Raw genomic sequence first — 11,821 nt, forward strand, 5'->3', positions numbered from 1 at the left:
CGATTATATCAGCGAGGTCAGGGATGCCAACTGCGAAATCTCCAGATGCGGCAGCAAACGGCTGTCTTCTACCTGCATCAGGTCGCCATCCAGCAGGTTTATCCAGCACGCCTGCGCGCCTGAGCGAATCGCCCCGGCGATATCAGTGGTAAGGTCATCCCCCACGTGCAGGATTTCACGCGGCGTAACGCCAAGCTTTTGCGCCGCCAGGTGATACATGTCGCTATAGGGTTTAGAACGACCATGCGGACCTGCGCGCAGCACAAATTTAAAATAGTCACCAAGACCGAAGAGATGCGGCTCGGCGTTGCCATTGGTGATAGCCACCAGCGGCCACTTCTGCGCCAGCTTTTTCAAGGCATCGTGCGTTTCCTGCGGCACGTCGATGCGGCTGCGCCAGGCGGCGAAATTAAGCATCGCTTCCCGCGCGCCTTCAGCGGCTTCGTGCGCCGACAGCCCTGCCTCCAGCATCACTTGCTCAACGGCGCGTCGGCGCCACTCGGTCACATCGTGATAAATTTCCGGGTCTTTTTCACGCAGTACGGTGCGCACCCGCTGGAAATCAGCCAGGGTAAAATCGCGCAGGCCAGGGTGATAGCGCTGCATAAACGCCAGCGTTTCCTGTTCGGTGCGCCGGATTACCGGGCGGTTGTCATACAGCGTATCGTCAAGATCGAACGTCAGAGCGGCGATCGGGCCCAGAGGGCGATAAAAATGCATTACGGTTTCCCCCGTTTGGCGCGTGGATGCGCGGCGTCATAGACCGAGGCCAGATGTTGAAAATCAAGATGAGTATAGATTTGCGTGGTGGAGAGGTTCGCGTGGCCAAGCAGCTCCTGCACCGCACGCAAATCGCCGCTTGATTCAAGCATATGGGTAGCGAACGAGTGACGCAGCTTATGGGGATGCACATGGCTGTTCAGCCCCTGACGAATTCCCCATTCGGCGAAGCGTTTCTGAACGTTGCGCGCCGAAATACGCTTACCGAGTTTTGAGAGAAAAAGCGCGTCGTCATCCGGGCCGAACAGCTCGCGCAGGTTAAGCCAGTGCGCGAGCCACTGCACGGCGCTGCGCCCCATCGGCAGCCGACGCTCTTTGCTCCCTTTGCCCGTTACCCACACCTCGCCGCTATCGAGGTCGAGATGTTTGCAGTCGATATTCACCAGTTCCGACAAACGCAGCCCGGCGCCATACATGACCTCGAGCATAGCGCGATCGCGCACCGCCAGCGGGTCGTTGATATCGATATCCAGCAAGCGGTTAACGTCATCAACATCAATATTTTTCGGCAGATGGCGCGGCGCTTTCGGGGTAGAAATGCCTTTCGCCGGGTTAGCGGGCAGCTCGCCCTGGCTGACCAGCCAGTCAAAAAAGCTGCGCAGCGCGGAGAGACGTAAAGCAAGGCTTGACGCTTCCAGGCCGGCGCGGCGGCTGCGCACGGCGAAGGAGCGCACGGCGGCGGCGTCGCACTGCTGCCAGCTTTGCAGCTTCATTTCACCGGCAAGCTGAATCAGTGCGGCAAGCTGACGGCCATAGTTCAGCAGCGTATGCGGGCTGAGCTGGCGTTCAACCTTCAGGTAGCGAAGAAAGCGGTCTGCCGCTTCCTGCAAAGGGGAATCGATCATACGCGTTCAATCCAGCGCTCCAGCAAATCGGGCAGCATCAGCGAGAGCTCGTCCAGCAGTTGCGTGCCTTGCCCTTCCTGATAATGGTGCGGATCCCGGCTGCTGAAAATCACCACGCCGAGATCGTCCTCACGCCCCATCAACGACATCGCGACCGAGCCGACCGCTCGCGCCTGCGGCAACACCACCAACAGCTCCGGGCCATTCAGTTGCCCAAGGTAGTGATAGTCGCGCCCCAGGCGCTGGATGCGCACCGGCTCAAAAGCCTGACGGCTCAGGGCGAGATGGGTGAAACCGGAAGGCGCGCCAATGCGCCAGCGGTCCGGAAAGAGCCGCACGCAGGCGTCGGCAAGCCCCATTTCCCGCGCCCACTTGTGCAGGCGCGTCAGCATATCCTGGAGGCTGTCGGCCGCGCTCAGCCTGCGTTGCAGCTTCAGCAAGCTGTTGAAAAGATCTTCATTGACGCTCGCCTGTGTCATCAGCTGCGACATATTCTCTTGCAGCATGCTGATATGGTTGCGGGAGCGCGCCATATGCCATTCGACCAGCGAGACAGTGCCACGAACCGGATGCGGCACGCGCATCCGCTCAACCGTGGCGGCGTTGCGGATAAAAAAGTCAGGATTGTTCAGCAGGTAGTCGCATACCGCCTCGTCATCCAGCTCCACGAGGCTTGCCTGCTGTTCCCCGGCATTAGTCATAGATGTATGAACCCGTCATAGACATGAGTTGCAGGCCCGGTCATATAAAGCGGATGACCCGGCCCTTTCCAGGCGATATCCAGGCGACCGCCGGGCAGGTCCACGCGCACCTGCTCGGCCAGCAGCCCCTGCTGGATCCCTACCGCCACCGCACCGCAGGCGCCGCTGCCGCAGGCCTGGGTTTCTCCCGCCCCGCGTTCGAACACGCGAAGCCGGATATGTTCCTGATTCATCACCTGCATAAAGCCGATGTTGGCGCGCTCCGGAAAGCGCTCGTGGCTCTCCATTACCGGCCCCAGCGTTTCCACCGGCGCGGTAGCCACATCATCCACCTGAATCACGCAGTGTGGATTGCCCATCGACACTACGCCGCACAGTATGGTCTGCTCGGCGGCGCGCATGATATAGGTTTTCTCTGCCTTGTTGGCGCGAAACGGCACTTTCGCCGGGTCGAATACCGGCTCGCCCATGTTAACGCGCACCAGGTCGTTTTCATCCACGCTCAATACCATGCGGCCATTGGCGGTGCTGACGCGAATGTCCCGCTTGTTGGTCAGCCCTTTCAGTCGAACAAAGCGGGCAAAACAGCGCGCGCCGTTGCCGCACTGCGAGACTTCACTGCCGTCGGCATTAAAGATGCGGTAGTGAAAATCGAGATCCGGATCGTAAGGCGGCTCGACGATCAGCAGCTGATCGAAACCGACGCCCAGATGCCGGTCCGCCAGGCGGCGGATCAGCTCAGGTGAGAAAAAGACGTTTTGGGTCACCGCGTCAACGACCATGAAGTCGTTACCAAGGCCATGCATTTTAGAGAATTGCATTTTTTACTCCGTTTGCGCGGTTACGCGGCGCGGTTTACTAATAGATCACCTGGGTCGGGCCGTCGTTATCGCCACGGTCGTTGCGGTTCGGCGTTACCGTCTGCGTCTGCGGCTGCGCTGGGGTAGCCGGTTTCGCCTGATTGTCCTGCGGCGGGAAGTAAAGCGGGCCTTTAAGGCCGCAGCCTGAGAGGCTAAACAACGTTAACAGCAGCGCCAGCGAACGGAACATCGTCTTCATTTATTGATTGCCTGTGGTTCATTTATTCTGCTTTCTATCATCGCAGGTGAACCCTGAAAAGCAATAGTTTGCATGCCGCCGCGTAATGGAAAACCTGTCGCGGGAAAGAAACGGCCGCGCGGCGCGGTTTCTATTCAAAGTGATAGCTTTTATACTGCCGCCATGACGGACAAAAGGAATATGAGATGAACGACAGCGAATTTCATCGCCTCGCCGATGACCTGTGGCAGACCATTGAAGAGCGTATCGACGACTATGACGGCGACACCGATATCGATTGTGAAATCAACGGCGGCGTGCTGACTTTGTCATTTGAGAACGGCAGCAAAATTATCATTAACCGCCAGGAGCCGCTGCATCAGGTGTGGCTTGCGACGAAACAGGGCGGCTACCATTTTGACTATAAAGGGGATGAATGGGTTTGCGACCGCAGCGGCGAACTGTTCTGGAGCCTGCTGGAAACCGCCTGCAGCCAGCAGGCGGGCGAGCCGGTTAACTTTCGCTAATCAGGATTGATACTGCTGCATCATCGGCGCGGCGCTATCGTCCTGATTGGCGGGAAGCGCGGCGCTGATGGCCTGGTTGCGGAACGGGATCACCTGCTGGCGGCCATCCACTTTCACAATCTGATAGAACTGCGGCAGGTTGAAGTTGATAAAGCTTGAGCCGTAGGTGAAACGGTCGTGCGATGACGAGTAGAAACGGCTAACGTCTCGCACCAACTCCTCTTTGCTCCCTTCGCAGTGGTGATAAACCTCCGCCCGGTTGCTCTCATCCAGAATGTAGATGTTAAAGCCACGCTCGTCGTTGGTCTCTTCAAAGAAGAACTGAATAATCCCTTCGCTGGCAAAGCCATCCACCACCGGCGGCAGCTGTACGTGGTTGGTTTCCACCTGAACGGAAAGGCCGTGCAGCTTGTTGTGCGAAATCGCGCCATAAAACTCAATGGCGTTTTCCAGCTTCTGCACCGAGACGTTAAGGCGTTCGAAGAACAGTCCCCACGTCTGTCCGGCTACGCGCAGCGCTTTGAAACGACCCGGCTCAAGACGGGTGCTGGAGAGACGAAACTCAATGCACTCGGAAACCAGCTGCTGCACGCGGGTGCGAATCAGACCGCGCAGATGCTGGCTATAACAGAACACTTCTACGCTATCGGGCGGCGCGGCATCCTGGTGCATTTTGCCAAGGATGGTTTTCAGCGCTTCGATCATCGCCTGTTCGCCGTTGAAATGCAGCGTGCGCACTTCGTTCCACGAGTTGCGATAAAGCAGATCGACACTGCCTACCAGACACTGCTGCTGTTCGCCGAAGCTGAAAACATCCAGCTTGCGGAAGTCGAAATGCACCACCTGATTGCGGAACGCCGCCGTCGGGTCATACTCCAGGTTGACGATAATCGCCAGATGACGAATTTCGCACGGGCTGTAGAGCGCTTTCGGCGTGGGCGCCGGCAAGCGCAACGGAAAGTGGTGCGAGACATCCGCCACCATCTCCTGCAGCTTCGGCAAATCGCAAATACCGTTGCCTTTAATAAACAGGCGCGTGCGGGAAGTCAGCAGGCCGTTGAAATAGGCCCAGGCCACCAGCTTATTCAGATAGCGGTTATATTCCAGCGGCTGATGGCTGATGATGGTGTCCATGTGCGGCGCGCGGTTATAGAGATACCAGCCGGAGCGGTTGGCGCGGCCGGGCGGCACGTGGATAAAGGTTAAATTCGGTTCGCTGAGGTCTGGCGAAATCTGCGGGTTTACCAGCGTCACTTTGCCTGGCAGCGCTTCAAATGCCGCGTAGAGTTTACGCGTCAGCACGCCGATATCCTGCGGGCTTGCCGAGACGCTCAGGTTATTGCGGCGGGCGAAGCGAATCAGGTTACGGTAGCTCTGCATCATCGCATCGAGCAGTTCATTATGCGCCTCGCGCACCTGATCGATTTTCCAGTTAGCGCGGTTATCCAGCATCGCAAGGCGGTCATCTTCCCAGCCCCACTCTTTCACCAGCTGGCTTAGCACTTCACGACGCCAGCCGACGCAGGCGCGCTCGCGGCTCAGCTTTTCACACACTTTGAGATAAAAACAACGGCGCACCAGATCCAGACGCGCCGTATCTTCGATTTGCGTCAGATAATGGGTTACGCGCTCCAGCATCATGCAGTAAGAATCGAGCCCGAAAGAGACGATTTCGCCATCGTGCAGACGCTGTTTGATGTCTTTCGCCAGCAGGCGAGTATGCGGGTATTCCCAGGAATAGGCTTCCAGCAGCAGGGTTTTCAACACTGCTTTATAGGGGGAATCAATGCTTTTATAGAGCTGCCAGAGGCTGGCGCCAAAATACTCTTCCGCCGACAGCGAGCTGAGGCCGCCGAGATCCAGCCATTCGTTGGGCGTCAGCACCCCTTGCGCGTATAAACGCATGACGTAATCGTCGTAATGTTCTTCTTCGTCGCCAGGCACCATGTTCCACAGAATACGCTTGCCAGCGAGGCGTACGGCGGTGCGATAAAACTCATCCAGCAGCAGGATATGCTGCGTGGAGCCGCAATCTTCGCCGCCGAGGCTGCCGCTTTCGTTATGGCGAAAGCGATTCTCATCAATCAGGAAAAAGCTTACCTCAACGCCCAGCGACGCCGCCCAACTCTCAAGCAGACTGCATTTGCGCTGCAACAGCTGGCGCTCTTCGTTATCCAGCCAGGCCTGATGGCACACCCAGATATCCAGATCCGATGAACAGCTCTGGCCAACCGAAGAGGTGCTGCCCATCGTATAGACGCCGGTAATGGGAAGCTCGCCCTTGGCCGTCTCTTGCGGCGGCATGCCGTGGCGCAGTTCAAGCTCGTCTAAATAGTGGCGCTGGGTTTCATCAGGCGTGAAGAAGCAAATGCCATGGGGAACGTTACCGTCAAGGTAACCCGGCATCAGCGGATGGTGGTAATGCAATAATGTAGGCAGCAGACTGTAGACCTGTTGGAACGCAGGCCCCATGGCAGCAAGTGCGCGATCCACACGCAGTTGATTGATGGCATCCAGTCTCTGTTTCAGAGTCTCAATATAGAGGTACAAGACGTATCGCCTGATGGTTTCAGTATTTCGAAAAAAACACCGCTACCGCTGTCGCCCTTGTGATTATGATGATGCGGACTGACAATCGGTTCAAAACGTGATCAATCTAACACCTTGCAGATTGACCGTAAAGAAAGATGCGCTACTTAACAATTGTAGCACCGATCTCCCGCTTGCTGTTCCATAATACGAGTCACTTCCCGCCTGCGGCGCCGACCCGTTATGACTGACAGCCTTCTGTTAAGAGTGTTAGGATGCTCAGCGGACGATATTTACGGTATGAAGCATGGTAGACAAAGTATTAAGAATTGCCACTCGTCAGAGCCCGCTTGCGCTCTGGCAGGCACAGTACGTGAAACAGCGCCTTGAGGCGTGCCACCCCGGCCTTGAAGTGGAGCTGGTGCCGATGGTGACGCGCGGCGACGTTATCCTCGATACGCCGCTGGCTAAGGTGGGCGGCAAAGGGCTGTTCGTTAAAGAACTTGAAATGGCGCTGCTGGAAAAACGCGCCGATATCGCCGTTCACTCAATGAAAGATGTGCCGGTCGAATTTCCTGAGGGGCTGGGCCTCACCACCATTTGCGAGCGCGAAGATCCGCGCGACGCGTTTGTTTCCAACCGCTATAAAAGTCTGGATGAGATGCCTGCAGGCAGCGTGGTAGGCACCTCCAGCTTACGCCGCCAGTGTCAGATTGCCGAGCGCCGCCCGGACCTGGTCATCCGCTCCCTTCGCGGCAATGTCGGCACGCGGTTAAGCAAATTAGATAACGGCGACTATGACGCGATTATTCTGGCCGTTGCGGGGCTTAAACGTCTCCAGCTGGATGAGCGCATCACCAGCTCGCTGCCGCCGGAAATTTCGCTGCCGGCCGTCGGCCAGGGGGCCGTCGGTATTGAATGCCGCCTGGACGACACCCGCACTCGCGAACTGCTCGCCCCGCTCAATCATGATGAAACAGCCATTCGCGTTCGCGCTGAGCGCGCGATGAATACCCGGCTGGAAGGCGGTTGTCAGGTGCCTATCGGCAGCTATGCGGAACTGGTGAATGGCGAACTGTGGTTGCGGGCGCTGGTTGGCGCGCCGGACGGCTCGCAGATGGTCCGCGGCGAACGGCGCGGCAAGCCGGAAGAGGCAGCGGATTTAGGCGTATCGCTGGCTGAAGAGCTGCTGAATAACGGCGCGAGGGCCATTCTTGCCGAGGTATATAAAGGAGAAGGGCCTGCATGAAGATCCTGGTCACCCGCCCGTCCCCTGCCGGGGAAGCATTAGTGAGCCGCCTGCGCGCGCTCGGGCGAGAGGCCTGGAGTTTCCCGCTGATTGAATTTACCCCGGGGCGCGAGCTTGCTCGCCTCCCGGCTCTGCTCGACGCCCTCACCCCTGACGACCTGCTCTTCGCTGTTTCGCAGCATGCGGCCCATTTCGCCGGCGCGGAACTGAAACGCATCGGCAAAGCCTGGCCGCAGACCCTCAACGCTTTCGCCATCGGCAGAACCACGGCATTAGCGCTGCATCAAACCAGCGGCTTGCACGTAAGCTATCCGCACGATCGGGAAGTCAGTGAAGTCTTGCTACAATTACCTGAATTACAAAACGTTGCCGGCAAGCAGGCGCTGATCCTGCGCGGCAATGGCGGGCGCGAGCTGCTGGCCGAAACGCTAACAGCCCGGGGCGCGAACGTCACGTTTTGTGAATGCTATCAACGTTGTATGAAAATCTATGACGGGACAGAGGAAGCCTGGCGCTGGCAATCGCGCGGTATAGACACCCTGGTGGTGACCAGCGGCGAAATGCTCGATCAGCTCTATGCTCTTATCCCGGAATGGTATCGCACGAACTGGTTGCTGCGCTGTCGACTTCTCGTCGTCAGCGAGCGTCTGGCGACCCTCGCCCGGGAACGTGGCTGGCAAGATATTCTGGTCGCCGACAATGCCGACAACGATGCGCTGCTGCGCATGTTGCAATAACTCTCATAACGGGAAGCCATAATGACGGAACAACAACATTCCTCCGACGTGGTTGAAGAGACCAGGGAGGCCGTGGAAACCACGCCACGACCGGAAAACGCAGAGAAGAAGGATCGTACCGGCAAAGCCGCTCTCGCCCTGAGCGCTATTGCTATCGCTATTGCGCTGGCGGCAGGCGCGGGCATGTGGGCATGGGGCAAACATCAGGCCTCGGCGCAAAGCGCCAGCACCGATACCCTTGCTGCACAACTCACTTCGCTGCAAAACCAGCAGCAGACGCAGAACGCCGAGCTGCAAAATATCATCAAGCAGCAGGCAGGCGCGCTGGAAGAGGCGAAGAACCAACAGGCGGCGATGGCGCGCCAGCTGGATGAAGTGCAGCAAAAGGTGGCGACCATTTCCGGCACCGAAGCGCAAACCTGGCTGCTGGCGCAAGCGGATTTTCTGGTGAAACTGGCGGGGCGTAAGCTCTGGAGCGATCAGGACGTCACTACGGCGGCTGCGCTGCTGAAAAGCGCGGATGCAAGCCTTGCGGACATGAATGACCCCAGCCTTATTACCGCTCGTCGCGCTATCACCACCGATATTGCCAGCCTTTCCGCGATTACTCAGGTCGATTACGACGGCATTATCCTCAAACTGAACCAGCTCTCGAATCAGGTGGATAACCTGCGCCTGGCGGATAATGACGACAACGACGCACCGATGGACAGCGACGGCACCGAGCTTTCCAGCTCGCTCAGCGAGTGGCGGCAAAACCTGGTAAAAAGCTGGCAGAACTTCATGGACAGCTTTATTACTGTTCGCCGCCGCGATGATACCGCCGTGCCGCTGCTGGCGCCTAATCAGGACATCTACCTGCGCGAAAACATTCGTTCGCGCCTGCTGATCGCCTCCCAGGCGGTCCCTCGCCATCAGGAAGAGACGTACAAGCAGTCGCTGGATAACGTTTCCACCTGGGTGCGCGCTTACTACGATACCGAAGATGCGGGTACTAAAGCGTTCCTCGATACGCTGGATAACCTGAGCCAGCAGAACATCACCATGGAGGCGCCGGAATCGCTGCAAAGCCAGCCTATTCTGGAAAAGCTGATGCAAACTCGCGTACGTAATTTACTGGCGCAGCCTGCCGCTGACGCCAGCGCCGCGCAGCCAGCGCCGCAAGCCGCCGCGCCTGCCGCCACTCAGGGAGAACAATAATGTTTAAAGTGTTGTTGCTCTTTCTGCTGTTAATGGCAGGCATTGTGCTTGGCCCCATTATCGCGGGTCATCAGGGCTATGTGCTGATCCAGACGGACAACTGGAATATTGAAACCAGCGTCACGGGGCTTGTGATTATTCTTGTTCTCTCTCTGCTGGTGCTGTTTGCCGTTGAATGGCTGCTGCGCCGTCTTTTTCGCACCGGCGCCCGGACACGCGGCTGGTTTCTGGGCCGCAAGCGCAGCCGTGCCCGTAAACAGACTAAACAGGCATTGCTGAAGCTGGCGGAAGGCGACTATCAGCAGGTTGAAAAGCTGATGGCAAAAAATGCCGATCACGCCGAACAGCCGGTGGTGAACTACCTGCTGGCCGCCGAGGCCGCGCAGCAGCGCGGGGATGAAGCGCGAGCCAACCAGCATCTTGAGCGTGCCGCCGAGCTTGCCGATAACGATCAGGTGCCAGTGGAGATCACCCGCGCGCGTATTCAGCTAGCGCGCAACGAAAACCACGCCGCCCGTCATGGCATCGATCAACTGCTGGAGATCACGCCGCGACATCCGGAGGTGCTGCGCCTGGCCGAACAGGCCTACATTCGCACCGGAGCATGGGCTTCCCTGCTGGATATCATTCCTTCCATGCAAAAAGCGCAGGTGGGTGATGAAGCGCATCGCGAAGCGCTGTCTCAACAGGCCTGGATGGGGCTCATGGACAAGGCGCGCGCCGAGCAGGGCAGCGAGGGGCTGAAACAGTGGTGGCGCAACCAGAGCCGCAAAACACGTCAACAGCCCGGATTACAGGTAGCGATGGCGGAACATTTAATTGAGTGCGACGACCATCAGACCGCGCAAGAGATAATCCTGGATGGGCTGAAACGCCAGTATGATGAACGCCTCGTCATGCTGATGCCGCGCCTGAAGGCGGGCAATCCGGAACAGCTGGAAAAAGTGCTGCGCCAGCAGATCAAAACGCATGGCGACCGCCCGCTGCTGTGGAGCACGCTCGGCCAGTTGCTAATGCAGCACGGCGAGTGGCAGGAGGCGAGTCTCGCTTTTCGCGCTGCGCTGAAACAGCGCCCGGACGCGTTTGACTACGCCTGGCTTGCTGATGTGCTGGACAGGTTGCATAAACCGGAAGAGGCCGCCGCCATGCGCCGCGACGGACTGCTGCTGACGTTGCAGAACAACCCGCCGTCATAACCTTCCCCTTGCGGGCGAACAGCCATTCGCCCGCCACTCTTTCTTCCGCCCATAAAAAAACACCTGCCCTGGGGCAGGTGTTAAAACAGGTCTGTTTGACAACAAATTGTGGTGCTTCACTCAACGTTGTGTCCAGGATGTTTGATGAGGCCTGAGCGACATCTGTCTGTGGACGATAAGCACCGTAATGGCTCTGCGTCATTCCTGGGTTTATGAAGCCAGCGGCAAACATAAGGGATGGAATGAGCATCTACGCAGTTAATATAGCACAAGCCGTGCCAGTTATTTATAAACGTTGAGATATATCTATTATTATTTTTATATCAATAAGTTAAATATAACTTCATTTACCTGAATTGTTGCGCGCCCGGCGCCTTTAGGGGCTTATACCGTCGCTTTTTAACGACAGGTAAAATCAATACAAAACAAATAATAAGCAAAACATGGAGTTGAGTGTCGCTTTGTGGCGACAAGGCTCGACGCAGTGTCGTCTGCCTGTAACAGTAGAATGACAGTGGTGGAGAGAGTAAGGCGTAGTACAGGGAAAAGAGAAAACAAAAAACCCCGCCGAAGCGGGGTTCAAAATTGGTCGGCGAGAGAGGATTCGAACCTCCGACCCACTGGTCCCAAACCAGTTGCGCTACCAAGCTGCGCTACTCGCCGAGGTACTGCTTTTTGAATTTTTAGTTCAATTAAGGAGTGGTGCGAGGGGGGGGACTTGAACCCCCACGTCCGTAAGGACACTAACACCTGAAGCTAGCGCGTCTACCAATTCCGCCACCTTCGCATGCCACAAAATAATGGGGTGGCTAATGGGACTCGAACCCACGACAACTGGAATCACAATCCAGGGCTCTACCAACTGAGCTATAGCCACCACTGTAAATCTTTTACTGCCTGTTCTACTCGCGTCGCTCAAGCGCCTTATTAAATGGCGCGCCCGACAGGATTCGAACCTGAGACCTCTGCCTCCGGAGGGCAGCGCTCTATCCAGCTGAGCTACGGGCGCGTAGCGCCGT

Annotated in this window: 11 protein-coding genes and 4 tRNA genes; 5 read left to right on the top strand and 10 right to left on the bottom strand. The window is 57.4% G+C overall.

The genetic code is table 11. The features are described 5' to 3' along the window. Positions 1 to 3: 3 nt before the first annotated feature. Genes yigB through MT962_RS21575 form a run of 5 tightly spaced genes read right to left on the bottom strand, consistent with a single transcriptional unit; the run spans position 4 to position 3,385 of the window. Positions 4 to 720 carry a 5-amino-6-(5-phospho-D-ribitylamino)uracil phosphatase YigB gene (gene yigB / locus MT962_RS21555; protein WP_024558953.1) on the bottom strand — a complete coding sequence of 239 codons (717 nt, stop codon included), beginning with the start codon at positions 718 to 720 and terminating at the stop codon, positions 4 to 6. Beyond that, positions 720 to 1,625: a tyrosine recombinase XerC gene (gene xerC / locus MT962_RS21560; RefSeq protein WP_024558954.1), complete on the bottom strand. Its 906-nt coding sequence runs from the start codon at positions 1,623 to 1,625 to the stop codon at positions 720 to 722. The genes yigB and xerC overlap by 1 nt, the downstream gene beginning before the upstream one ends. Continuing rightward, a complete protein-coding gene (locus MT962_RS21565; protein ID WP_024559836.1) occupies positions 1,622 to 2,326 on the bottom strand; it encodes a DUF484 domain-containing protein in 705 nt (234 codons plus the stop codon). The genes xerC and MT962_RS21565 overlap by 4 nt, the downstream gene beginning before the upstream one ends. Then, positions 2,323 to 3,147, bottom strand: coding sequence for a diaminopimelate epimerase (gene dapF, locus MT962_RS21570; RefSeq protein WP_024558956.1), 825 nt, complete (start codon positions 3,145 to 3,147; stop codon positions 2,323 to 2,325). Before dapF ends, MT962_RS21565 begins: the two co-directional genes overlap by 4 nt. Positions 3,148 to 3,184: 37 nt before the next feature. After that, entirely contained in the window at positions 3,185 to 3,385 is a 201-nt protein-coding gene (locus MT962_RS21575; protein WP_024558957.1) for a lipoprotein, read from the bottom strand. Between the two features lie 185 nt (positions 3,386 to 3,570). On the opposite strand from MT962_RS21575, the gene cyaY reads away from it, so the two are divergent. Beyond that, positions 3,571 to 3,891: an iron donor protein CyaY gene (cyaY, locus tag MT962_RS21580; protein ID WP_247366385.1), complete on the top strand. Its 321-nt coding sequence runs from the start codon at positions 3,571 to 3,573 to the stop codon at positions 3,889 to 3,891. Here cyaY and cyaA read toward each other — a convergent pair whose 3' ends face one another. Further along, entirely contained in the window at positions 3,892 to 6,441 is a 2,550-nt protein-coding gene (cyaA, locus tag MT962_RS21585) for a class I adenylate cyclase (protein ID WP_024559839.1), read from the bottom strand. A gap of 286 nt (positions 6,442 to 6,727) precedes the next feature. Between cyaA and hemC the strand changes: the two genes are divergently transcribed. From hemC to hemY, 4 genes are read left to right on the top strand one after another with little or no spacing between them, the layout of a single operon-like run. Beyond that, a complete protein-coding gene (gene hemC / locus MT962_RS21590; protein WP_024559840.1) occupies positions 6,728 to 7,669 on the top strand; it encodes a hydroxymethylbilane synthase in 942 nt (313 codons plus the stop codon). After that, positions 7,666 to 8,406, top strand: coding sequence for a uroporphyrinogen-III synthase (gene hemD / locus MT962_RS21595; protein ID WP_247366386.1), 741 nt, complete (start codon positions 7,666 to 7,668; stop codon positions 8,404 to 8,406). Before hemC ends, hemD begins: the two co-directional genes overlap by 4 nt. Positions 8,407 to 8,427: 21 nt before the next feature. Beyond that, positions 8,428 to 9,606, top strand: a complete 1,179-nt coding sequence (gene hemX / locus MT962_RS21600) for a uroporphyrinogen-III C-methyltransferase (RefSeq protein ID WP_024559842.1) — start codon at positions 8,428 to 8,430, stop codon at positions 9,604 to 9,606. Beyond that, positions 9,606 to 10,802, top strand: coding sequence for a protoheme IX biogenesis protein HemY (hemY, locus tag MT962_RS21605; protein ID WP_247366387.1), 1,197 nt, complete (start codon positions 9,606 to 9,608; stop codon positions 10,800 to 10,802). Before hemX ends, hemY begins: the two co-directional genes overlap by 1 nt. Positions 10,803 to 11,388: 586 nt before the next feature. Here hemY and MT962_RS21610 read toward each other — a convergent pair. The 4 genes from MT962_RS21610 to MT962_RS21625 all read right to left on the bottom strand — a co-directional run bounded on the left by MT962_RS21610 (position 11,389) and on the right by MT962_RS21625 (position 11,811). Next, a tRNA-Pro gene (locus tag MT962_RS21610) sits at positions 11,389 to 11,465 on the bottom strand. Between the two features lie 37 nt (positions 11,466 to 11,502). Beyond that, positions 11,503 to 11,589, bottom strand: a tRNA-Leu gene (locus tag MT962_RS21615). A 14-nt stretch (positions 11,590 to 11,603) separates the two neighbouring features. Further along, positions 11,604 to 11,679 (bottom strand) — tRNA-His (locus MT962_RS21620). Positions 11,680 to 11,734: 55 nt separating this feature from the next. Beyond that, a tRNA-Arg gene (locus tag MT962_RS21625) sits at positions 11,735 to 11,811 on the bottom strand. Positions 11,812 to 11,821 lie beyond the last annotated feature (10 nt).

The organism is Franconibacter sp. IITDAS19 (genome assembly GCF_023079515.1).
Taxonomy (GTDB): Bacteria; Pseudomonadota; Gammaproteobacteria; order Enterobacterales; family Enterobacteriaceae; genus Franconibacter; species Franconibacter pulveris.

What these genes read in the sequence shown, in the direction of transcription:
- yigB (WP_024558953.1), bottom strand. Translation starts at nt 720, where the DNA reads ATGCATTTTTATCGCCCTCTGGGCCCGATCGCCGCTCTGACGTTCGAT.
- xerC (WP_024558954.1), bottom strand. Translation starts at nt 1,625, where the DNA reads ATGATCGATTCCCCTTTGCAGGAAGCGGCAGACCGCTTTCTTCGCTAC.
- MT962_RS21565 (WP_024559836.1), bottom strand. Translation starts at nt 2,326, where the DNA reads ATGACTAATGCCGGGGAACAGCAGGCAAGCCTCGTGGAGCTGGATGAC.
- dapF (WP_024558956.1), bottom strand. Translation starts at nt 3,147, where the DNA reads ATGCAATTCTCTAAAATGCATGGCCTTGGTAACGACTTCATGGTCGTT.
- MT962_RS21575 (WP_024558957.1), bottom strand. Translation starts at nt 3,385, where the DNA reads ATGAAGACGATGTTCCGTTCGCTGGCGCTGCTGTTAACGTTGTTTAGC.
- cyaY (WP_247366385.1), top strand. Translation starts at nt 3,571, where the DNA reads ATGAACGACAGCGAATTTCATCGCCTCGCCGATGACCTGTGGCAGACC.
- hemC (WP_024559840.1), top strand. Translation starts at nt 6,728, where the DNA reads ATGGTAGACAAAGTATTAAGAATTGCCACTCGTCAGAGCCCGCTTGCG.
- hemD (WP_247366386.1), top strand. Translation starts at nt 7,666, where the DNA reads ATGAAGATCCTGGTCACCCGCCCGTCCCCTGCCGGGGAAGCATTAGTG.
- hemX (WP_024559842.1), top strand. Translation starts at nt 8,428, where the DNA reads ATGACGGAACAACAACATTCCTCCGACGTGGTTGAAGAGACCAGGGAG.
- hemY (WP_247366387.1), top strand. Translation starts at nt 9,606, where the DNA reads ATGTTTAAAGTGTTGTTGCTCTTTCTGCTGTTAATGGCAGGCATTGTG.